The 22,485-nt window shown below is 71.0% G+C and carries 14 protein-coding genes and 1 pseudogene; 7 read left to right on the top strand and 8 right to left on the bottom strand.

Going from position 1 to position 22,485, the window contains the following annotated elements; all coding sequences use genetic code 11:
* Positions 1-30 precede the first annotated feature (30 nt).
* From OHA72_RS53555 to OHA72_RS53525, 7 genes are all read left to right on the top strand, one after another.
* A complete protein-coding gene (locus OHA72_RS53555; protein WP_327003812.1) occupies positions 31-1,524 on the top strand; it encodes a non-reducing end alpha-L-arabinofuranosidase family hydrolase in 1,494 nt (497 codons plus the stop codon).
* Between the two features lie 64 nt (positions 1,525-1,588).
* Positions 1,589-2,707: a ricin-type beta-trefoil lectin domain protein gene (locus tag OHA72_RS53550; protein ID WP_327003811.1), complete on the top strand. Its 1,119-nt coding sequence runs from the start codon at positions 1,589-1,591 to the stop codon at positions 2,705-2,707.
* Positions 2,708-2,709: 2 nt separating this feature from the next.
* Positions 2,710-4,347: a glycoside hydrolase family 27 protein gene (locus OHA72_RS53545; protein WP_442788425.1), complete on the top strand. Its 1,638-nt coding sequence runs from the start codon at positions 2,710-2,712 to the stop codon at positions 4,345-4,347.
* A 77-nt stretch (positions 4,348-4,424) separates the two neighbouring features.
* Positions 4,425-6,176, top strand: coding sequence for a family 43 glycosylhydrolase (locus OHA72_RS53540; RefSeq protein ID WP_327011835.1), 1,752 nt, complete (start codon positions 4,425-4,427; stop codon positions 6,174-6,176).
* A gap of 108 nt (positions 6,177-6,284) precedes the next feature.
* Positions 6,285-6,587, top strand: coding sequence for a ribbon-helix-helix domain-containing protein (locus tag OHA72_RS53535; protein ID WP_327003810.1), 303 nt, complete (start codon positions 6,285-6,287; stop codon positions 6,585-6,587).
* Positions 6,588-6,805: 218 nt separating this feature from the next.
* A complete protein-coding gene (locus tag OHA72_RS53530; protein WP_327003809.1) occupies positions 6,806-9,115 on the top strand; it encodes an endo-1,4-beta-xylanase in 2,310 nt (769 codons plus the stop codon).
* A gap of 76 nt (positions 9,116-9,191) precedes the next feature.
* The gene (locus OHA72_RS53525; protein ID WP_327003808.1) at positions 9,192-10,547 is read left to right on the top strand and encodes an extracellular catalytic domain type 1 short-chain-length polyhydroxyalkanoate depolymerase; all 1,356 of its coding nucleotides are present in this window, start codon (positions 9,192-9,194) and stop codon (positions 10,545-10,547) included.
* Between the two features lie 58 nt (positions 10,548-10,605).
* Here OHA72_RS53525 and OHA72_RS53520 read toward each other — a convergent pair whose 3' ends face one another.
* The 8 genes and pseudogenes from OHA72_RS53520 to OHA72_RS53485 all read right to left on the bottom strand — a co-directional run bounded on the left by OHA72_RS53520 (position 10,606) and on the right by OHA72_RS53485 (position 22,378).
* Positions 10,606-11,973: an endo-1,4-beta-xylanase gene (locus OHA72_RS53520; RefSeq protein WP_327003807.1), complete on the bottom strand. Its 1,368-nt coding sequence runs from the start codon at positions 11,971-11,973 to the stop codon at positions 10,606-10,608.
* A gap of 345 nt (positions 11,974-12,318) precedes the next feature.
* Positions 12,319-13,344: a LacI family DNA-binding transcriptional regulator gene (locus OHA72_RS53515; RefSeq protein ID WP_327003806.1), complete on the bottom strand. Its 1,026-nt coding sequence runs from the start codon at positions 13,342-13,344 to the stop codon at positions 12,319-12,321.
* A gap of 155 nt (positions 13,345-13,499) precedes the next feature.
* Positions 13,500-13,940, bottom strand: a pseudogene (locus OHA72_RS53510) (methyl-accepting chemotaxis protein); the annotation flags it as partial.
* 163 nt (positions 13,941-14,103) lie between these two features.
* Positions 14,104-14,469 carry a nuclear transport factor 2 family protein gene (locus tag OHA72_RS53505; protein ID WP_327003804.1) on the bottom strand — a complete coding sequence of 122 codons (366 nt, stop codon included), beginning with the start codon at positions 14,467-14,469 and terminating at the stop codon, positions 14,104-14,106.
* A 46-nt stretch (positions 14,470-14,515) separates the two neighbouring features.
* Positions 14,516-15,718 carry an SDR family NAD(P)-dependent oxidoreductase gene (locus tag OHA72_RS53500; protein ID WP_327011834.1) on the bottom strand — a complete coding sequence of 401 codons (1,203 nt, stop codon included), beginning with the start codon at positions 15,716-15,718 and terminating at the stop codon, positions 14,516-14,518.
* A complete protein-coding gene (locus OHA72_RS53495; RefSeq protein ID WP_327003803.1) occupies positions 15,616-18,252 on the bottom strand; it encodes an AMP-binding protein in 2,637 nt (878 codons plus the stop codon). The genes OHA72_RS53500 and OHA72_RS53495 overlap by 103 nt, the downstream gene beginning before the upstream one ends.
* Positions 18,249-19,049 carry a thioesterase II family protein gene (locus tag OHA72_RS53490; protein ID WP_327003802.1) on the bottom strand — a complete coding sequence of 267 codons (801 nt, stop codon included), beginning with the start codon at positions 19,047-19,049 and terminating at the stop codon, positions 18,249-18,251. The genes OHA72_RS53495 and OHA72_RS53490 overlap by 4 nt, the downstream gene beginning before the upstream one ends.
* Entirely contained in the window at positions 19,046-22,378 is a 3,333-nt protein-coding gene (locus OHA72_RS53485; protein WP_327003801.1) for a non-ribosomal peptide synthetase, read from the bottom strand. Before OHA72_RS53485 ends, OHA72_RS53490 begins: the two co-directional genes overlap by 4 nt.
* Between the last annotated feature and the right edge of the window lie 107 nt (positions 22,379-22,485).

The raw sequence follows: 22,485 nt of genomic DNA, 5'->3' as shown, positions 1-22,485 counted from the left end.
ATAGACACCCCTCGAAGGAGCACATCCCGAATGAACACGCAACGAACACGTCGACGGCTCGGCCTCGCCGTTGCCGCGGTGGCGACCGTACTGGCCGGCGCGGGCGTGACCGTCCTCAACATGTCGACCGCCTCGGCGGCCACAGTGGACACCAGCGCGTCCTACGTCCTCGTCAACCGCAACAGCGGCAAGGCCCTGGACGTGTACAACTTCGCCACGAACGACGGCGCGCGGATCACCCAGTGGGCACGCAGTGACGCCAACAACCAGCAGTGGCAGTTCGTGGACTCCGGCGGCGGCTACTACCGGCTCAAGTCGAAGCTGTCCTCGAAGGTCCTGGACGTGTACAACTTCTCCACGGCCGACGGCGCGTCCGTCGTGCAGTGGTCCGACCTCAACGGCACCAACCAGCAGTGGCGCCTGGCGGACTCGTCCGGTGGCTACGTGCGGCTGATCAACCGCAACAGTGGCAAGGCCCTGGAGGTTCAGGGCGCTTCCACCGCCGACGGCGGCAACATCGTGCAGTACGCCGACTGGGGCGGCAACAACCAGCAGTGGCAGCTCGTCCGAGTCGGTGGCACCACCCCGACCACGCCGGGCACCACCACCGGCTCCGGGTGCACGCTGCCGTCCTCCTACCGGTGGTCATCGACGGGCTCCCTGGCCAACCCGAAGTCCGGGTGGGTCTCGCTGAAGGACTTCACCAACGTCGTCTACAACGGCCGGCACCTGGTCTACGCCACGACGCACGACACCGGGTCGACGTGGGGCTCGATGAACTTCGGGCTGTTCACCAACTGGTCGGACATGGGCTCGGCCAGCCAGAACGGCATGAACTTCGGTGCCGTGGCACCCACGCTGTTCTACTTCGCACCGAAGAACATCTGGGTGCTGACCTACCAGTGGGGCGGCGCGGCGTTCAACTACCGGACCTCCAGCGACCCGACCAACGCCAACGGCTGGTCCTCGGCGCAGACGCTGTTCACTGGCAGCATCTCCGGCTCCGGCACCGGCCCGATCGACCAGACGATCATCGGTGACGGCAGCAACATGTACCTGTTCTTCGCCGGTGACAACGGCAAGATCTACCGGGCCAGCATGCCGATCGGGAACTTCCCCGGCAACTTCGGCTCCTCCTACACCCAGATCATGAGCGACTCGACCAACAACCTGTTCGAAGGCGTCGAGGTGTACAAGGTCCAGGGCCAGAACCAGTACCTGATGCTCGTCGAGGCGATCGGCAGCCAGGGCCGCTACTTCCGCTCGTTCACGTCCTCCAGCCTGAGCGGCTCGTGGACGCCGAACGCCGCCAGCGAGAGCAACCCCTTCGCCGGTAAGGCCAACAGCGGGGCGACCTGGACCAACGACATCAGCCACGGCGACCTGGTCCGCAGCAACCCCGACCAGACCAAGACCGTCGACCCGTGCAACCTGCAGCTGCTGTACCAGGGCCGCAGCCCCAGCTCCGGCGGCGACTACGGCCTCCTGCCGTACCGCCCCGGTGTGCTGACCCTGCAGCGCTAACCCATCGGATCACCGGCCGGCCGCCTCCGGGCGGCCGGCCTTTCATCCCCCAGGAGGCACCGCCATGCGCACGGCACGACATTGGCTCATCGCCGCGGCAATGACCGCCGCACTGACCGCGGCCGGCGCCGCGGTCCTCACCGCACCCGCGTCAGCGGAGTCCAACGGCGGCGTGCGGGTCATGCCGCTCGGCGACTCGATCACCGAGGGCACCCAGGTCCCCGGCGGCTACCGCATCGGCCTGTGGCAGCGGCTCGCCGCCGGCGGCTACCGCAACGACTTCGTCGGCTCCCAGTTCAACGGCCCGGGGTCCCTGGGAGACCACGACCACGAAGGCCACCCGGGATGGCGGATCGACCAGATCGACGCCAACATCAGTGGCTGGCTGCGCAACACCACCCCGCGCACCGTCCTGCTGCACATCGGCACCAACGACGTGCTGCAGAACTACAACGTCTCCGGCGCGCCCGGCCGGCTCTCCACCCTCGTCGACCACATCACCGCCGCCGCGCCGAACGCCGACGTGTTCGTCGCCAGCATCATCCCGATCAGCAACAGCGGCCAGGAGACGGCGGCCCGGAACTTCAACGCCACCATCCCCGGCATGGTGCAGAGCAAGGTCAACGCCGGCAAGCGGGTCCACTTCGTCGACATGCACGCCGCGCTCGGCACCGGCGACCTCATCGACGGTGTCCACCCGACCGCGGGCGGCTACGACAAGATGGCCGCCACCTGGTACACGGCGCTGCGCGCGGTGCCGGGCAGCATCGGCGACCCGTCCACCCCCACCACCCCGCCCCCGGGCAACGGCACCGCGCTGGTCAGCGCCGCGTCCGGGCGCTGCCTGGACGTGCCGAACAGCAGCGCGACCAACGGCGTCCAGCCGATCATCTACGACTGCAACGGCAACGCCAACCAGAGCTGGACCCTCAACGGTCAGGCCCTGCAGTCGCTCGGCAAGTGCCTCGACTCACCGACCGGCGCCACCGCCGGCACCAAGGTGCAGCTGTGGGACTGCCACGGCGGGACCAACCAGCGCTGGAACCTCAACACCAACGGCACCATCAGCAACGCGCAGTCCGGCCTGTGCCTCGACGTGCGCGGCAACGCCACCGCCAACGGGACCCTTGTGCAGCTGTGGACCTGCACCGCAGCGGCGAACCAGCGCTGGACCAGGAGATAATCATGAAACGATTGACCGGACTGCTCGCCGCGGGCCTCCTGCTCGTGGCCGGCCTCACCACCGTGCTGCGCGGCCCCGACGCGCAGGCCCTCGAGAACGGCGTGGCCCGCACCCCACCGATGGGCTGGAACAGCTGGAACACGTTCGGCTGCAACATCAGCGAGTCGCTGATCCAGCAGATGGCCGACTCGATCGTCAGCAGCGGCATGCGGGACCTCGGCTACAAGTACGTGGTCGTCGACGACTGCTGGATGAACTCCACCCGGGACTCCCAAGGCAACCTGCAGGCCAACGCCAGCCGGTTCCCGAGCGGTATGAAGGCCCTCGGCGACTACCTGCACGCCCGCGGTCTGCTCTTCGGCATCTACCAGGCGCCGCTGGACAAGACCTGCGCGCAGTACTTCAACAGCTACCCGGGCGCGACCGGCGCGCAGGGCCACGAGGCGCAGGACGCGCGCCAGTTCGCCGCCTGGGGCGTGGACTACCTCAAGTACGACTGGTGCTCGCCCACCGGCTCGATCAGCGAGCAGGTCACCACGTTCGCGAAGATGCGTGACGCGCTCGCGGCAACCGGCCGGCCGATCGTCTACAGCATCAACCCGAACAGCATCCACGCCAAGACGGGCCCGCAGCGCAACTGGGGCGACGTGGCGAACATGTGGCGCACCACCGAGGACATCACCAACACGTGGGACAGCGGCCAGACCAACGGCTACCCGATGGGTATCCAGAACATCGTCAACGTCACCGTCCCGATCGCCTCCTACGCCGCACCGGGCCGGTTCAACGACCCCGACATGCTCGAGGTCGGCCGCGGCGGCATGAACGACACCGAGATGCGCAGCCACTTCGCCCTGTGGGCGGTCATGGCCTCGCCGCTCATCGCCGGCAACGACATCCGCTCCCAGAACTCCGCGACCGCGACGATCCTCAAGAACCAGAACCTGATCGCGATCAACCAGGACAGCCTGGGCCTGCAGGCGACGCAGGTGTCCAACGACGGCACCCGCCGGGTCCTCGCGAAACGGCTGTCCAACGGTGACGTCGCCGTCGCCCTGTTCAACCAGGGTGGCTCGACCACGACCGTCAGCACCACCGCGGCGGCGGTCGGCAAGTCGGGCAGCTCGTTCACGCTGCGCGACGCCTGGACGAACGGCACCAGCACCACCAGCGGCGCCATCTCCGCCTCGGTGCCCGCGCACGGCACGGTGGTGTACCGCGTCAGTGGCGGCGGCACCAGCTCGCCGAGCACGCCACCGACCACGGGCACGACGTTCGTCAGCGCCTCCTCCGGACGCTGCCTGGACGTGCCGAACGGCAGCACCACCAACGGTACGCAGCCGGTCATCTGGGACTGCAACGGTGGCACCAACCAGCGCTGGACGGTCAGCGGTCAGACGGTCCAGGCCCTCGGCAAGTGCCTCGACGCGCCGCTCGGCGCCGCGGCCGGCGCCAAGGTGCAGCTGTGGGACTGCAACGGCGGCACCAACCAGCAGTGGACGCTCAACACCGACGGCACCGTGCGCGGCGTCGCATCCGGGCTGTGCCTGGACGTCGATCACAACCTGACCGCGAACGGCACCGTCGTGCTGCTGTGGACCTGCACCGCCGCGGCCAACCAGCGCTGGACGAGAGGATGAGTGTGCGACGCCTCGCAGGCCTGATCACCGCGGGGTTCCTGCTGGTGGCCGGCACCGTCGCCGTCGCGGCCGTGTCGATGCCGTCGGCGCGGGCCGACAACCCGATCGTGCAGACGATCTACACCGCCGACCCGGCGCCGCTGGTGTACGACGGTCGCGTCTACCTGTACACGGGACACGACGAGGACAACTCGACCTACTTCACCATGAAGGAATGGCGGGTCTACTCCTCCGCCGACATGGTGAACTGGACCGACCACGGCTCCCCGATGAGCCTCACCACGTTCAGCTGGGCCAGCGCCAACGCGTGGGCCGGTCAGGTCGTCAACCGCAACGGCAAGTTCTACTGGTACGTGCCGGTGACGAACCGCGCGACCGGGCGGATGTCCATCGGCGTCGGCGTCTCGAACAGCCCCACCGGGCCGTTCACCGACGCCATCGGACGGCCGCTCGTGGAGAACAACGAGATCGACCCGACCGTCTTCATCGACGACAACGGCCAGGCGTACCTGTACTGGGGCAACCCGAACCTCTGGTACGTGCGGCTGAACACCGACATGATCAGCTACTCCGGCGGCGTGACCCAGATCCCGCTCACCACCGCCGGGTTCGGCACCCGCACCGGCAACGCGAGCCGCCCGACGCTCTACGAGGAAGGACCCTGGGTCTACCAGCGCGGGAATACGTACTACAACGTGTTCGCCGCGAAGTGCTGCTCGGAGTTCATCGGCTACTCCACGGCTCCCGGGCCGACCGGTCCCTGGACCTACCGCGGCACCGTCATGCCCACGCAGGGTGGCAGCTTCACCAACCACGCGGGGGTCATCGACTTCAACGGCGGCTCGTACTTCTTCTACCACAACGGCGCGCTGCCGGGCGGCGGCGGTTACACGCGGTCCGTCGCCGTGGAGAAGTTCGCCTACAACGCCGACGGCACCATCCCGACGATCACCATGAGCAGCGGCGGCGCGCCGCAGGTCGGCACGTTGAACCCGTACGTGCGCCAGGAGGCCGAGACCATCGCCTGGGGCTCCGGTGTGGAGACCGAACCGTCCAGCGAAGGCGGCATGAACGTCGGCTGGATCGAGAACAACGACTCCATCAAGGTCAAGGGCGCGGCGTTCGGCACGGGCGCGACCACGTTCACCGCCAGGGTCGCCTCGGCGACCAGCGGCGGCCGCATCGAGCTGCGCCTGGACAACGTCAACGGCCCGCTCGTCGGCACGTGCACCGTCGGCGGCACCGGCGGCTGGCAGACCTGGACGAGCGTCACCTGCCCGGTCAGCGGCGCCACCGGTACCCGCGACCTGTACCTCAAGTTCACCGGCGGCAGCGGCAACCTGTTCAACGTCAACTGGTGGCAGTTCACCGGTGGCGGCGGCTCCGGCGGGGACCTGATCACCAACGGCACCATCGAGAGCGGCACGTCGGGCTGGGGCATGTTCGGCAGCGGCACGCTGTCGTCCAGCACCGCCGTCGCGCACGGCGGGACCCAGTCGCTGCAGGTCACCGGGCGCACCGCCGCGTGGAACGGCGCCAGCCAGGACCTGACCTCGAAGCTGGTCAACGGCAAGAGTTACACGACCAGCGTGTGGGTCCGCTCGCAGAGCGGCACACCGAGCGCGAAGGCCATGGTGGCCGTGACCGCCAACGGCACGACCAGCTACGTCCAGCTGGCCCCGGCGACCGCCGTCAACGCCAACGGCTGGACCCAGCTGACCGGCACCGCCACCGTGTCGTGGACCGGCACCCTGACCGGTGCCACCTTCTACGTCGAGACCACGGCCGGCACCGACAACCTCTACCTCGACGACGTCTCGCTGCGGTAGATCAGGCCGCTGACGCGGTGCGGGCCGCCGGGCGATCGAATCGCCCGGCGGCCCGCGAAGGCCGGCGTGGTCACCGGCGTGGAGGGCTGGCAAAGGAGGCAGAGTCCCGTGCACGGACCGGACTTCGACCGGATGTCCAAGGATGAGGTCATCGCCTGGCTCGACCCGCCCGTGGACACCGGCCTGTCGCCGAGCGCGCCGGAGCTCGACCTGGAGACCCGCCGCTCGGCCGATGTGCCGATGACACCGGTGAACATCTGGCTGCCGGTGCCGATGCTGCGCGAACTGGACCGGGTCGCCGGCGTCCGCAACGCGCAGCGGGCCGACGTGATCCGGCAGGCGCTGTCCTCGCACCTCGCCCAGCGCGCCGACGCCCCGACCGGCGCCGAGGGCGCCCACCACTCAGGTTAGCCGGAGGAATTCCCCGAGTTTCTGTTATGTCGCCGCGTCCGGAAAGGTCGCGAATCGGGAACCGTTTGCGACGTGCTGACATTGCTCCGCTATTTACATTTCCGAAAACTGTTGCCGGTGTCGGAAGTGCGGAGCAGTATCGACGCGCACGAATCCCGTAATTCGACGTCCAGTCGTTTCCGCCGAAGCGTTCTGGCAGGTGACGAAAGGAATTCCTGATGGTGGTGGGTCAAGTTGCCCGTCGTGGCAGGGCCGGACGGAGACGCCCGCCGTTGTTGCGCACGGTGATCGCCGGCATGGTCGGCGTCGTGGCGGTGGCGGTGGCTGCCGTGATGGTCCCGTCCGCGAACGCCGCTGCGAGCACGCTGGGTGCGGCGGCGGCGCAGTCGGACCGGTACTTCGGTACGGCGATCGCCGCGGGGAGGCTCGGTGACTCGACGTACACGACGGTTGCCGGCCGTGAGTTCAACATGGTGACGGCCGAGAATGAGATGAAGCCCGACGCGACCGAACCCCAGCGCGGGCAGTTCAACTTCAGCTCCGGCGACCAGATCTACAACTGGGCGACCGCTCGTGGGATGAAGGTGCGTGGTCACACTCTGGCCTGGCACGCGCAGCAGCCGGGCTGGATGCAGAGTCTCAGCGGCAGCAACCTGCGCCAGGCGATGATCGATCACATCAATGGCGTGATGGCGCATTACAAGGGCAAGCTCGCCTATTGGGACGTGGTGAACGAGGCGTTCAACGAGGACGGCAGCCGCCGCAGTTCGAACCTGCAGGGCACCGGCAATGACTGGATCGAGGTCGCGTTCCGCACCGCCCGCGCCGCGGATCCGTCGGTGAAGCTGTGCTACAACGACTACAACATCGAGAACTGGTCCTACGGCAAGACGCAGGGCGTCTACCGCATGATCCAGGACTTCAAGTCCCGGGGCGTGCCGATCGACTGCGTCGGCCTGCAGACGCACTTCACCGGCGGCAGCTCGCTGCCGAGCAACTTCCAGACCACGCTGTCGAGCTTCGCAGCGCTCGGGGTCGACGTGGCGCTGACCGAGGTCGACGTCACCAACTCCTCGACGTCGCAGTACGCCGGGCTGACCCAGGCGTGCGTCAACGTGCCGCGCTGCATCGGGATCACGGTGTGGGGCGTGCGGGACAGCGACTCGTGGCGCTCCGGGGAGAGCCCGCTGCTGTTCGACGGCGGCGGCAACAAGAAGGCGGCGTACACCTCCGTCCTCAACGTCCTCAACTCCGCCACCCCGAGCAACCCGACCACGTCGCCCACGACCAGCCCGTCGGCGAGCACCTCGCCGAGCACGCCCGCCGGCAACCCGTACCAGCGCGGGCCTGAGCCCACCGTGTCCAGCGTCGCGGCGACCTACGGCACCTTCGCCACCGCGCAGATGACGGTGCCGCCGGGCAACGGCTTCAACGGCGGCTTCATCTACTACCCGACCGATACCAGCAACACCTACGGCGCGGTCGCGATCGTGCCGGGCTACACCGCCCTGTTCGCCGACGAAGAGGCGTGGATGGGGCCGCGGCTCGCGTCGTTCGGGTTCGTCGTGATCGGCATCGAGACCAACAGCCGCACCGACTACGACGCCGCCCGGGGCACCCAGCTGCTCGCCGCGCTGGACTACCTCACCAACCAGAGCGCGGTGCGCGACCGGGTCGACCGTAACCGGCTGGCCGTCATCGGCCATTCGATGGGCGGCGGCGGCGCGCTGGTCGCGGCGGACCAGCGTCCGTCGCTGAAGGCGGCGATCGGCCTCGCGCCGTTCAAGCCCTCCGGGAACCTCGCCAACAACCGGGTGCCGACCCTGATTCTGAGCGGTCAGAACGACACCACGGTCACCCCGTCCTACCTCGACGGGTTGTACCCGACCCTGCCGTCCGCGACCCCGGGCGCCTACCTGCTGCTGTCCGGCGCCGACCACCTGTTCTTCACCCGGCCCAACGACATCGAGATGCGCAGCCAGATCCCGTGGCTGAAGACGTTCGTCGACAACGACACCCGCTACAGCCAGTTCCTGTGCCCGACGCTGAAGGACACCAGCAGTGTCTCGCGGTACACGGCCAGGTGCTCGCTCATCCCGTCGGGCGGCGGCCCGTCCTCCCCGCCGCCGTCGTCGTCCTCGGCCCCGCCCTCCGGTGCCAAGCGGATCGTGGGGGCGCAGTCGGGTCGGTGTGTGGACGTGCCGAACTCGTCGCGGACCAACGGTACGAGGGTGCAGTTGTACGACTGCCACGGCCAGGCCAACCAGCAGTGGACGCTCACGTCGAGCCGGCAGCTGACCGTGTACGGCAGCGTGTGCCTGGACGCCGCCGGGTCCGGTAACGGCTCGGCCGTGCAGATCTACGCCTGCAACGGTCAGGCCAACCAGCAGTGGAACGTCAACAGCAACGGCACCATCACCGGTGTGCAGTCCGGGCGCTGCCTGGACGTCTGGGGCACCGGTAACGGCCAGCAGATCCAGCTCTACGACTGCAACGGCCAGGCCAACCAGCGGTTCAGCCTGAGCTGACCCACCCACTCCCGACGCAGACAGCGAGCCCGTGGCCATGCGGCGCACGGCCACGGGCACCCCAAGGAGCAGACGCATGAGTTTGAGAAGGAAATTCCTGTTCGGCTGGGTCGCGGTGCTGGTGTGCACCGGGCTCACCATCGTGGCGCTGCGCCCCGCGTACGCGGCCACCCTGACCGAGGTCACCAACTTCGGCACCAACCCCGGCGGCATGCGCATGCATGTGTACGTGCCGGACTCCCGGCCGGCCAACCCGGCGATCGTCGTGGCCATGCACGGCTGCGGCGGTTCCGGGCCGGGCTTCTACTCCGGCAGCGAGTTCGCCGGGCTCGCCGACCGGTACGGGTACATCGTCATCTACCCGACCGCCACGCAGCAGGCCGGCTTCGGCAACTGCTTCGACACGTGGTCCGACGCGGCCAAGCGGCGCGGCGGCGGCAGCGACCCGGTCTCGATCGTGTCGATGGTGACCTACGTGCAACGCCAGTACGGTGGCGACCCGAACCGGGTCTACGCGACCGGGAGCTCCTCCGGCGGCATGATGACCAACGAGATGCTCGCCCTGTACCCGGACGTGTTCAAGGCCGGCGCGGCGTTCATGGGCGTGCCGTTCAACTGCTTCGCCAACGCCGCGGACTACCCGCCGGGCACCAGCCAGTGCACCGGCGGCAACATGGACCGCACCCCGCAGCAGTGGGGTGACGCGGTCCGCCAGGCGTACCCCGGGTACACCGGGCCGCGGCCGAGGATGCAGCTGTGGCACGGCACCAGCGACACGCTCGTGCCGTACCGGCTGCTGCAGGAGGAGATCGAGCAGTGGACCAACGTCGCCGGGCTCAGCCAGACGCCGACGTCGACCGACACGCCGCAGTCCGGCTGGAACCGCCGCCGCTACGCTGATTCGTCCGGCACCGTGCAGGTCGAGGCGTACAGCATCCAGGGCGCCGGCCACAGCCTGCCGGCCGGTGGCATGGCCGCGCAGGCCGTCGCGTTCTTCGGCCTCACCGGCACCGGCCCCAGCGGCTCGCCGAGCACCTCGGGAGGACCGTCCAGCCCGCCGGTGTCCAGCCCGCCCGCGTCGAGCCCGCCGGTGTCCAGCCCGCCGCCCGGCGGTGGTGGGTGCCGGGTCACGGATCTCGTGAGCGCCTGGAACACCGGCCTGACCGAGAACATCACGATCACCAACACCGGCGGCCAGGCGGTCAACGGATGGACGCTGGTCTTCACGTTGCCGGCCGGGCAGAGCATCACCTCGGGCTGGAACGCCGTGTACAGCCCGGCAAGCGGTCAGGTGAGCGCCCGCAACATGACCTACAACGCGGTGCTTGCCCCGGGTGCGTCGACGACCATCGGCTTCCAGGCCACACACACCGGCAACACCGCCCGCCCCGCGGCGTTCACGCTCAACGGCACCACCTGCGCCATCGCCTGACGCACAGCGAAGCGGTGTGGCGGCAGGTTCGCCGCCACACCGCTTCAGTGTGTCCGGGTCAGCTCAGGCTGAACCGCTGGTTGGCCTGGCCGTTGCAGTCGTAGAGCTGGATCTGCTGGCCGTTACCGGTGCCCCAGACGTCCAGGCAGCGCCCGGACTGCACACCGGTGATGGTGCCGTTGCTGTTGACGTTCCACTGCTGGTTGGCCTGACCGTTGCAGGCGTAGATCTGCACGGCCGAGCCGTTACCGGACCCGGCGGCGTCCAGGCACACGCTGCCGTACACGGTCAGCTGCCGGCTCGACGTGAGCGTCCACTGCTGGTTGGCCTGGCCGTGGCAGTCGTACAACTGCACCCTCGTACCGTTGGTCCGCGACGAGTTCGGCACGTCCACACACCGACCCGACTGCGCCCCCACGATCCGCTTCGCACCGCCCGACGGGGTCGAGGGTGAGGCGGAGGTGGTGCCGCCGCTCGTGGGGGGTGAGCTGGTTGGGCCGACGCTGTTGAGGACGTTGAGCACCGAGTTGTACGCGGCCTTCTTGTTGCCGCCGCCGTCGAACAGCAGCGGGCTCTCCCCGGAGCGCCACGAGTCGCTGTCCCGCACGCCCCACACCGTGATCCCGATGCAGCGCGGCACGTTGACGCACGCCTGGGTCAGCCCGGCGTACTGCGACGTCGAGGAGTTGGTGACGTCGACCTCGGTCAGCGCCACGTCGACCCCGAGCGCTGCGAAGCTCGACAGCGTGGTCTGGAAGTTGCTCGGCAGCGAGCTGCCGCCGGTGAAGTGCGTCTGCAGGCCGACGCAGTCGATCGGCACGCCCCGGGACTTGAAGTCCTGGATCATGCGGTAGACGCCCTGCGTCTTGCCGTAGGACCAGTTCTCGATGTTGTAGTCGTTGTAGCACAGCTTCACCGACGGATCCGCGGCGCGGGCGGTGCGGAACGCGACCTCGATCCAGTCATTGCCGGTCGCCTGCAGGTTCGAGTTGCGGCGGCTGCCGTCCTCGTTGAACGCCTCATTGACCACGTCCCAGGCTGCGAGCTTGCCCCGGTAGTGGCCCATCACGCCGTTGATGTGATCGATCATCGCCTGGCGCAGGGTGGAGCCGCTGATCCCGCCCCACCAGCTCGGCTGCTGCGCGTGCCAGGCGAGGGTGTGGCCGCGGACCTTCAGGCCGCGCTGGGTAGCCCAGTTGTAGATCTGGTCGCCGGAGTTGAAGTTGAACTGCCCGCGCTGGGGTTCGGTCGCGTCGGGCTTCATCTCGTTCTCGGCGGTGATCATGTTGAACTCGCGCCCGGCGATCGTGCTGTACGTCGAGTCACCGAGCCTGCTGGCGGCGATGGCGGTGCCGAAGTACCGGCCGGACTGCGCGGCCGCGGCACCCAGGGTGCTCGCCGCGGCATTCGCGTTCGGGATCATCATGATCGCCCCGGCGGCGGCGACAGTGGCGACGGCGGCGCCGATCGCTGTCCTGACCCGCAGGGAACGTCTGTGTGGGGGACGGGCTGGCACAAGGCCTCCTCTTTCGGTTCTGTGTCCGGGCCGTGGTCCACCGCGCGCACGGCGGCGGCCGTGCACGTGCATGGGGTGTCGGTGAATTCGCACAAACCCGGACCGAAGAACGGTGGGCTTCAATGCCAGGTCATGCTCACACGGAGCCATCGGCGAGGCAATAGTTTCCGAAACTTTTCGGGGGCATTGCGTTTCGATGCCATTCTGCGACTCGTTGGAACGGCACCGGATAACACTTTTCCGGCGCGTTTCGCGTCAGCGGGACGGCGCGGCCGTGCTGTGCCGGACGATGAGCGACGGTGCGACCGTCGGGTCCGCCGGCGGACGGTCCGGACCGTCGGGCAGGTCCGCTTCGATGCGCCGTAGCAGCGCCGCCATGCAGCGCCGGCCGACCTCGTCGAAGTCCTGACGCACCGTCGTCAGCGGAGGCGAGAGGAACTCCGCCTCCGGGATGTCGTCGAAGCCGACGATGCTCACGTCCTCGGGGACCCGGATCCCGCGCTCGTGCAGGGCGCTCATCATGCCCAGCGCCATCTGGTCGTTGGCGGCGAACACGGCCGTCACGTCGGTGCGCGCGGCCAGCCGGATCCCGGCCGCGTACCCGGACCTGGCGCTCCAGTCGCCGGTCATCAGCTGCGGCGCGGGCGCCCCCGCGTCCGCGAGCGCCGCCCGCCAGCCCTCGATCCGGCCGCGGGTCTCCAGCCAGTCGCGTGGCCCCGACAGCTGCCACACCGTGCGGTGCCCGAGCCGCAGCAGGTGCTCCACCGCCATCCGTGCGCCGGCGAACTGGTTGACCGAGACCGTCGGGATGGCACCGTCGGTGTCGGCCTCCACCGCCACGGCCGGCATGCCCGCGGGCATGCTGCCCAGCGCCGCCGCGGCCGCCGTCTGCGGCGCGATCACCACGACCCCGGCGACCGACTGCTCCGCCAGCGCACCGGTCGCCGACACCACCGCCTGGCGATCGATCCGCTCGACGGTGGCGATGCTGACCCCGTAGCCCGCGGCGCGGGCGGCACGCTCCACGCCGAGCAGGGTCGCCGCCGGCCCGTACAGCAGCGTGTCGAAGCTGACCACGCCGACGATCCGCGACCGGCGGCCCGCCAGCCCCCGGGCCATCGCATTGGGCCGGTAGTCGAGCTGGCGGACCGCTTCCAGCACGCGTTGCCGGGTGGCCTGGCTGACGCTCGGGTGGTCGTTGAGCACCCGTGACACCGTCTGATGCGACACCCCGGCAAGGCGTGCGACGTCGTACACGACTGCCGCTCGTCGCTGCACCATCACATTCACACCGTCCTTTCGTGAATGCCGATGCTAACCGCGCCACAATGCGACCGGACATCCGCCGAAAAATGTGTTACGCCGCGGGTAAACCGCGAGTCGGCGTGTTTTTCCTGTCCTCTTGAACGCCGGCGCATCCGAGCCGGAATGCGGCGTCAGGCGCTGGTGAGGCGTTCGAGGCCGGCGAGGACGTGATCGGCGGCGGCGGTCGCCTGCGACAGCTGGTCGGCGACCGAGGACAGCACGGTCGCCTGCTCCTCGACGGAAGAGGCGATGGTGATCTGCAGCTGGTGCATGTCGTCGACGGCACCGGCGGTGGAGGCGATGGTCCCCGCGACGTCGGTGGTCTCGCTGACGATGGCGGAGATGACGGTCCTGATCCGCTCCACGGACGTCGCGGTCTCCTGGGCGAGGTCCTTGATCTCGCCGGCGACGACGGCGAAGCCCTTGCCGACCTCGCCGGCGCGGGCGGCCTCGATCGTGGCGTTGAGGGCGAGCAGGTTCGTCTGGTCGGCCGGCGACGCGATGAGGGCGTTGACCTCCGCGATCTCGGCGAGGGAGCGCTCCAGGCGCTGCACCTTCGCGCCCGCAGCGCCACGGGCACGGCGGACCCCCGTCGTCGGGCGCCGCCGCTGAGTCGTCGCTCGGTGCAAACTCTGGCACCTGGCAGGTGCACCGCGCGGCGGTTCCGGGCAGGACGTCAGCGGCGACCCCGGCCCCGGTGTTCGCGGGGGACCGGGGCCGTGCCGATCGCCGTGATCAGACCTCGGTCTGCTGGTGGAACACGCTGCGCCATTCGTCGTCCTCGCGGGCGTAGACGCTGGTGGCCAGCACCTCGAACTTCTGCTTCTCGTCGTCGATCAGCGCGGTCACCGTGGCCTTGTACGTGACCAGGGCACTGTCCTCACCGATCTGCACGACCTTCAGGTGGGTCAGATCCGTCTTCAGGAACGGGTTCTCGTTCTTGGTGACGTTCGGGACGATGTCCGCCTTGCTCGCGACGCCGTGTTTGCTCACGGTCAGGGCGTCATCCCGTACGACGCGGTCGTAGAACTTGCCGTCGCCTTCGCGGTTGGCGCGCCACATTTCCTTCTCGAGGTGTTTCAGCTCGCTGGCGATTGTCATGTTGGCCCCCTTCCGGTTGGTGGTCGGTTACCCGGAGCCTCATTGACTAAACTGGGGCGGCGATGGTGGCGGCCAGCGCGCGCACGGTCGGCGACTCGTAGAGCGATCCGACGGTGACCCTCGCGCCGAGGCGTTCGCTGAGCGCCTCGGCGAGCTGCAACGCGCGCACCGAGTCGCAGCCGAGGCTGAAGAACGAGTCCTCGCGCCCGATGCGGGGCACCGCCAGCACGTCCACCGCGGCACCGGCAACCAGCTCCTCGACGGGGCCCTCGGGTGCGGTGTAACCGCCGCCGCCGGAGCCGATGGCGGCCAGGACGGCCGCCGCGTCGGGGGCGCCGCTGCGGTCCCGTTCGATCCGTGACGTCACCGCGACCCGGGCGAAGATCCCCTCACCGGCGAGGCGTGCCGCGACCGCGGAGCGGACCCGCTGCGGGTCCTCGCCGGGACCGGGCACCACCGCCACGGCGATCGTGCCGCCGCGCAGCTGGTCCGCCGCCAGGAAGGGCTTGATCTGCTCGTTCTCCGGGTCCGCGCCGATGAGGAGGTGCACCACGCCGGCGTGCAGGGCACCGAGGAGCGCCACCGTGCCGCGGGCCGGGTCGATCAGGGCGAGCCCGCGGTGCCGGGCGGCGGCGACGAGGGGGCTGCCCTGGTTCATGCCGGGCCCGTCCCACATGCTCCAGGCCAGGCTCTGCGCCCGCCGGCCGGTCGCGGCCCAGCGCTGCGCCCAGCCGTCGAGGACCGCGTTGGCCGCGGCGTACGCCCCGAAGCCGGTGCCGCCGAACAGGCCGTTCACGGACGAGAAGAGCACGACCGCGGTGCCGGGACGGGCGGCCAGCAGCCGGTCCACAGCAGCGCAGCCACCGGCCTTGGGCCGCAGCATCCGCGACAGCCAGCCGGCGGACTCGGTCCGCAGCTCATGCTCGGACAACCGCTCCCACTGCGGCGCGACCGGCGTGCCGGCCAGGTGCAGCACCAGGTCCAGGCCGCGTCCCCAGGCACGCTCCGCCTCGGTCACCTCGCGGGCGAGGGCGTCGGGGTCGGCGACGTCGGCGGCGCGGTAGCGGACCTCGCCGACGGTCGCGAGGATCTCGAGGGCCTCCCGGGAGCCGTCGGGCAGCTGCGACGCCGGGGTACGCCCGACGATCAGCAGCCGTGCGCCGTGCGCGGCGACCAGGTGCTCGGCGACGGTCCGGCCGAGCCCGCCGAGCCCGCCGGTGACCAGGACCGTGCCGCCGCGCGGCAGCACCCCGGTGGGCACGTCGAACGCCTCCGGCAGCGCCACGGTGCGCAGCCGCTGCTGCAGCGGCGCCCCGTCGCGCACGGCGACCACGTCGCCGTCGTGGCGCAGGCCGGCGAGCATCGCCAGCTCGTCGTCGCCCGCGTCGGCGGGGCGTCGATGAGCGCGGTGCGGGCGATCAGGCGCTCCGAGGCCGCCGTGCGCACCAGCGCCGTCAGCCCTGCCCTGCCGGGGACGATGAGGTCGCCGGCGGCGGCCTGCGCGGCGCCACGGGTGAGCACGGTGAGCTCGGCGTCGGGACGCGTCCGGGCCAGGGTGGCGGCCACGGCGAGGAACTGGGTGAGGACGCCGGTGTCGCCGTCGGCGGGCGCCGACGAGGGATCGCCGGTGGCCACGAACAGGACCTGCGGCACCTGGACCTCGACGGTGGACGGCGCCGCCGAGGACAGCGCCGGAGCGAGCCGTCCAGGATCGGAGACCTGGGCGTCGACGGCCCGGTCCAGCCATTCGGCGGCCGGCCCGCAGACGTATGCGACCACAGGTCCGGCGGGCCGCGGCCGCAGCGGCGTCCCCGCCGGTTCCCACACGACCGCGAGCGCCGAGGTGTCGGAGACGGGAGTGTCCGGCGCGGCGGAGTCGCCGTAGCAGCGGTCGTCGAACACGCCGCCGCGCCAGCCCTCCAGGAGCCGCTCGCGCTGCACCTTCCCGCCGTTCTGGCGGGGGAACTCCTGCTCCGTCACCGGCACCAGGTACGTCGGGCGCAGCGCCAGATCACGCGACAGTGCGGTGCGGATGGCGTCGACGACGGCGGGCACGTCATCGGTGTCGGGGACGAAGAAGACGACGAGGGCGTCGGTGCCGGTGTCCTCGTCGGGCACGCCCGCGACCGCCGAGCACGCCGGGCGTACCCCGGCGACCTGCTCCACCACGGCCTCGATCTCGTGCGCGGGGAAGTTGGCACCGTTGACGATGACCATGTTCTTCTGCCGGCCGGTCAGGAACAGCCGGCCGTCGCGCAGGAAGCCGAGGTCGCCGGTGTCGAACCAGCCGTCGGCGGTGAAGCTCTCCGCGTTGGCCTTCTCGTTGTGCGCGTAGCCGTGCTGCACGGTGGTGCCGGAGATGTGCAGCCGGCCGACCCGCCCCTCGGGCAGCACCGCGTCGGCGGGATCGACGATGCGCAGCGCCACCCCGGGGATCGGCGCGCCGACCTCGGTGACGACGACCGCGCCCGGGGTGCCGGCGGGCAGTTCACGCAGGCTGCCGTCCAGCGACGCGGGCACGAGCGCGATCGTGCCGGCGGCCGGGTCGTCGCGGTGCATGTGGGTGTAGGTCACGCCGGAGGAGGTCTCCGACATCCCCCAGCACGGCACCATGGCGTCGGCGGGCAGGCGGTGCGGGCCGAGCAGCTCCAGGAAGCGGCGGGCGGTGCGGGCGACCACGGCCTCGCCGGCATTGCAGATGTTGGTGAGGCTGCTCAGGTCCCAGGAGCCGGCGGCGATCTCGTCCTCGTGCTGGCACACGAGCGAGAACGCGAAGTTCGGCGCCCAGGTGCAGGTGGCCTTGAACCGGTCCACGCAGTCCAGCCACAGCAGCGGCCGGCGGATCACCGACTCGGTGCGCACGTTGACGTGCTCACAGGTGAGGAACACGTCCCGCAGGTTGAACATGATCATGCCGCCGACGTGGTCCAGGGGCATCCAGTTGAGCGAGACGTCGTGTTCGGTGAAGCCGTTCGCGGCGATCGTGGCGTACGTGCGGGCCACGATCGTGCGGTGACGGTGCTGCACGCACTTCGGGGTGCCGGTGCTGCCGGAGGTGAGCAGGTTGACGATGAGCGCGTCGGGGTCCGGGACGGTCCAGTCGGCGGGCGACGGGTCCGGCAGGGTGCCGGCGTCCAGCACGCGCAGCGCCTCGCCGCCCGGCAGGCGCCCAGCGAGGGACCGCACGCCGTCGAGCAGTCCCGGGTCGGCGATGACCGGCGGGCGGCCCAGCAGCTCCCATGCGGAGGCGAGCTTGCGCACGGCCGCGTTGTCGCCGGCGTACCCCGGAGCCGGCGCGACCGCGGTCGGCATGAAGCCGCCGAGGACGCAGGCCCACCAGGCGGTGACGAACGTGCGGCTGTCGGCGCATTGCAGCAGCACGGCGTCGCCCGGGGCCAGGTCCTGCCGGCGCAGGCCGCCCAGCATGCGGCGGGCGTCGTCGTACAGCTCGGCGTAGGTCTGCCGGTCGGTGCCGCCGTCGGGCAGCAGGTAGGTGGTGCCGCGGCCGGGGGCGATCCGCGCGGCCCGGGCGAGGGCCTCCGGCAGGGTCGCGACGGCGTCCGGCGGCAGCACCGGCTCCGGCCCGCGGACCAGTGCCGGCCGGTCGCCGGGGATCTCGACGCCGTCCGGGAGTCCGCCGGCGCCCTGCTCGGCGGTGCGGCGCGAGCCGGCGGCGCGCAGCTTGCGGTCGTAGACGGCGGCGGCGTCCTGGACGCCGGCGGCGCCGGCGGCGATCTGGGCGATGGTGGCCGAGGGGATCCGGGCGGCGGCGGTCGTGCTCACGGGGGTGTCCTTCCGTCCATGGCGCTGTCCTCGGTGGCCGATGGCCCGGTGGGCAGTTGCCCGCCGATGTCCCGGGCCGCCGCCGCGGTCAGTCCGACGATGAAGTAGTGGCCGCCCTCGACGGTCACGCCGGTGCGCCCGGCGCTGGTCTGCTCGTCCCAGCCGGCCATGGCGGTCTCGTCGACCGAGCCGGTCGCGCCGCGGACCGTGGTGATCGGGACCGGCAGCGGCGGGCGGGGCCGGTGCCGGTAGTTCTCCCAGAGCGTGAACTGGCTGCGCAGCACCGGGAGCAGGAAATCCAGCAGCTGCGCGTTGCCGGCGACCGCGTCGGGCAGCCCGCCGCGGTCGCGGACGGTCGTGAGCAGCTGCTCGTCCGGCAGCCGGTGCAGCGGTGCGGCCGGCGGCGGGGCCTGCGGTGCGGGCTGCTCGCCGACGATGAGCCGGGAGGGCCACGTGCCGAACCGGTTGCCCATCTCGTGCGCGATCTCGTAGGCCAGCAGCGCGCCGGCGCAGTGGCCGTACAGCGCGTAGGGCATGCTCGTGTACGGGCGCAGGGCGATGGCGCACGCGGTGACGAGCCCGGGGATGCTGGCCGGCGGGTCCTCCCGCGACCGGTCCTCGTGGCCGGGCGGCTGTACCGCCAGGACCTCGACCCAGGACGGCAGCAACGCCGCCATCCCCTGGTAGACCGACGCGCCACCACCGGCGAACGGCAGGCAGATCAGCCGCAGCCGGGCACCGTCGCGCGGCACCCGCCGCACCCACTGCGAGTCGGTTGCAAACGTCACTGCGCTCATCGAGCGTCCTGAGACGCGTCCTGAAAAGCGTCCAGCGAGGCGGCGAGCTCGGCGATCTCCTCGTCGCTGCGGCCCTCGACCAGGTCCAGCGCCTCGGCGAGGGCGTCGCGCTGCGAGCCCTGGGTCGAGCTCGCCGCGTCGACCAGCGCCGAGAGGCCGGACACCGTCGGCGTGGCGAAGAACTCGGCGATCGGCACCGCGACGCCGAACACGGCGTTCACCCGCGAGGACAGCTGGATGGCCTGGAGGCTGGTGCCGCCGGCGGCGAAGAAGTTCACGTCGTTGCCGATGCGGGCGCCCAGCAGCGGGGCGAACACCTCCTCGCGCATGGTGCGCTCGGTGGGGGTGCTGTTCTCCTCGTCGGCCTCGGTGAGCTCGTCCACGGCGGCGAACTCGACCGCCGGCAGCTTCCGCCGGTCGATCTTGCCGCTGGGGGTGAGCGGTACCGCGTCCAAGGGCACCAGCACAGAGGGCACCATGGCCGACGGCAGCCGGCCGGCGACCGCGGAGCGGACCGTGTCCAGCTGGAGCTCACCGGCGCGCTCGGGCACCACGTAGGCCATCAGCAGGGCGCCGGTGCGCGGGTCGGTGGCGACCTCGGCGACGGCCTGCGCGACGCCGTCGACGGCCTGCAGCGCGGCCTCGACCTCGCCGAGCTCGATCCGCACGCCGCGGACCTTCACCTGGCGGTCGGCGCGACCGACGAAGAGCAGGTCGCCGGCGTCGTCCCACACGGCGAGGTCGCCGGTGAGGTAGCGGCGGGAGCCGGGCGGGCCGTCCGGGTCGGGGCGGAACCGGTCGGCGGTCAGGTCGGGGCGGCCCAGGTAGCCGCGGGCCACGCCGAGCCCGGCGACGGCGAGCTCACCGATCGCGCCGGCCGGGAGGACCCCGGCGCCGGCGCCGTCGACCACGTACGCGCGGTGGTTGGCCATGGCGCGGCCGATCGGCGGCGAGGACGTCCATTCGCCCTCACACTTCTTGGCCACGACGGTGACCGTGGTCTCGGTCGGGCCGTAGCCGTTCCAGAACCCGCGGCCGCAGGCCCACCGGGTGGTCAGCTCGCCGGTGAACGCCTCGCCGCCGACGAACGCGATGCGCAGGTCGGGGTAGTTGTCCGGGGCGAGCAGCTCCATGATGGCCGGCGGCAGGTCCACGACGGTGATGTGCTCCTCGCGCAGCACGGCGTCGAGCACGTCGATCGAGCGGCGCTGGTCCTCGTCCATCACGTACAGGGAACAGCCGTTGAGCAGCGAGCCGAAGATCTCGAACACCGACACGTCGAAGCCGGGCGAGGCGAAGTGCAGCACCCGGTCCTTCGGGGTGAGGTCGAACATGTCGCGCACGGTGCGCACGAAGTTGGCGGCGTTGCGGTGCTCGACGATGACACCCTTCGGCCGGCCGGTGGAGCCGGAGGTGTAGATGACGTACGCGGCGGAGGCGGGCGGCACGACGGCCGGCGCGCACCGGTGGCACGCGTCCTCGTCGTCCTGCGTGCCGTGCACCGGGTCGGTGCCGACGACCAGCCGCAGCGGCTCAGGCACCCGGTCGGCGGTGCCGGGGGAGACCACGACGGTGCCGGCCCGGGTGTCCTCCAGGATCATCGCCAGCCGCTCGTCGGGCTGGCTGATGTCCAGCGGTACGTAGGCGCCACCAGCGCGCAGCACGCCGAGCGCGGCGGCGATGAACGCCGGGCCGCGCTCCATCACGACGGGCACCAGGTCGCCGAGGCCGACGCCGGCGCCGGCGAGCTGGTCGGCGATCCGGCAGGACCAGTTGTCCAGGGTGCGGTAGCTGAGGCTGCCGCCCTGCCAGGCGAGCGCGGTGTGCCCCGGGTCGGCGGCGACGACGCCGGCGAACAGCTCGTGCAGCGTCGTGTCGGCGGGCTCGCCGATCGGCGTGTTCCAGTGCTCCAGCACGTCCGCGCGTTCCTGCGCGGTGCCCAGCGGGGCGTCGCCCACCGGCCGGTCGGGCTGCGCGCACAGCGCGCCGAGGGTCTGCAGGAAGCGCTCCAGCAGGCGGGTGGCGGTGGCGCGGCCGTAGAGCGAGGTCGCGAAGCGCACCGCCACGGTGGGCTGCTCGCCGCCGCTGACCTCCAGGGCCAGCTCGAACGTGCCGGCGCCGGCGTCGACCTGCTCGCAGCCGATGCGCACCCCGCCGGCCTCGACCGGGGCGGCGGGCTCGCCGGTGTCGGCGAAGCCGAGCTGCACCAGGGGCAGCCGGCCGGCGTCCGGCTCGACGCCGAGTGCGTCGAGGATCAGCTTGAAGGGCAGGGTGTTGTGCTCGGTGCCGGCCTGCCGCGCGGCGCGAACCTCGGCCACCACGGCGGCGAAGGTGTCGGCCTCGTCCAGCTCGACCCGCAGCGGCACGAGGTTGCCGATGTCGCCGACGAGCCGGTCGGTGTCGAACGGGCCGGCGACGTCGGACGGCAGCCCGACGGTGAGGTCGCTGCGGGCGGTGTGGCGGGCGACGACGACCAGGAACGCGGCGAGCAGGATGTCGCCGCGCTCGTGGCCGGCGACCGCCTCGGTGGCGGTGATGAGGCCGGCCGGCAGCGGCACGCGGACCACGTCGCTGCTCAGGTCGAGCAGCCGCGGCCGGGGGGCGTCGGAGGGCAGCTCGGTGCCCTCCCAGCCGGCGAGGGCGCCGCGCCAGTGCTCGCTCGCGTCGCGGACGCCGTCCTGCTCACACCATTCGCGCTGCCAGCTCGCGTAGGCGCCGAAGTCGACGGGCTCCTGCTGCCACTGGGGTGCGGTGCCGGCGACCCGGGCGCGGTACGCGACGGCCAGGTCGCGCTGCAGCACCCGGGCGGAGCGCGGGTCGAGCACAATGTAGTGGCTGGTGAGCACCAGCAGGTGGTGCTCGGGGTCGGTGCGCAGCAGCCGGAAGCGGGCCATAGGGCCGGAGTTGAGGTCCAGGCCGCGGCGCAGCTCGTCCTGCACGACCTCGTCGGCGCGGGCGCGCAGCTTGCCGTCTGGGATGTCCTCGACGTCCAGCCGCAGCTCGGCCGGCGCCGGCTGGACGTGCTGGGTGCCCTGCGTGTCGTCGTCGGGGAACGTCGAGCGCAGCACGGTGTGCCGCTGCAGCAGGTCGCTCAGCGCGGCGCGGAGCGCGTCGGTGTCGAGGGCGCCCTCGATGGGGAAGGCGAACCCGAGGCCGTACGCCCGGCTGCTGGGGGCGAACCGGTCGAACAGCCACAGCTGCTCCTGCCGGAACGACAGCGGGGCCGATCGGATCCCCGAGGAGACGCCCTCCAGCCGGGCCAGCAGTTCGTCCCGGCGGTCGCCGGGGAGCTGGCGCAATCGACGAAGCAACTCGCTCTGTTGAGGCATGCCACGGTCCTCCCAGTCAGCGTGCGATTCATTACAGACTATACAGACTTCACGGTATTGGCACGTGGAGTGTGCAGATACTCCACAGTCGACACGGTGCGAACGAC

The sequence above is a fragment of the Dactylosporangium sp. NBC_01737 genome (assembly GCF_035963215.1).
Classification (GTDB): domain Bacteria; phylum Actinomycetota; class Actinomycetes; order Mycobacteriales; family Micromonosporaceae; genus Dactylosporangium.
The sequence above is the reverse complement of the archived record's forward strand: the minus strand, read 5'-3'. Positions and strand labels throughout refer to the sequence as shown.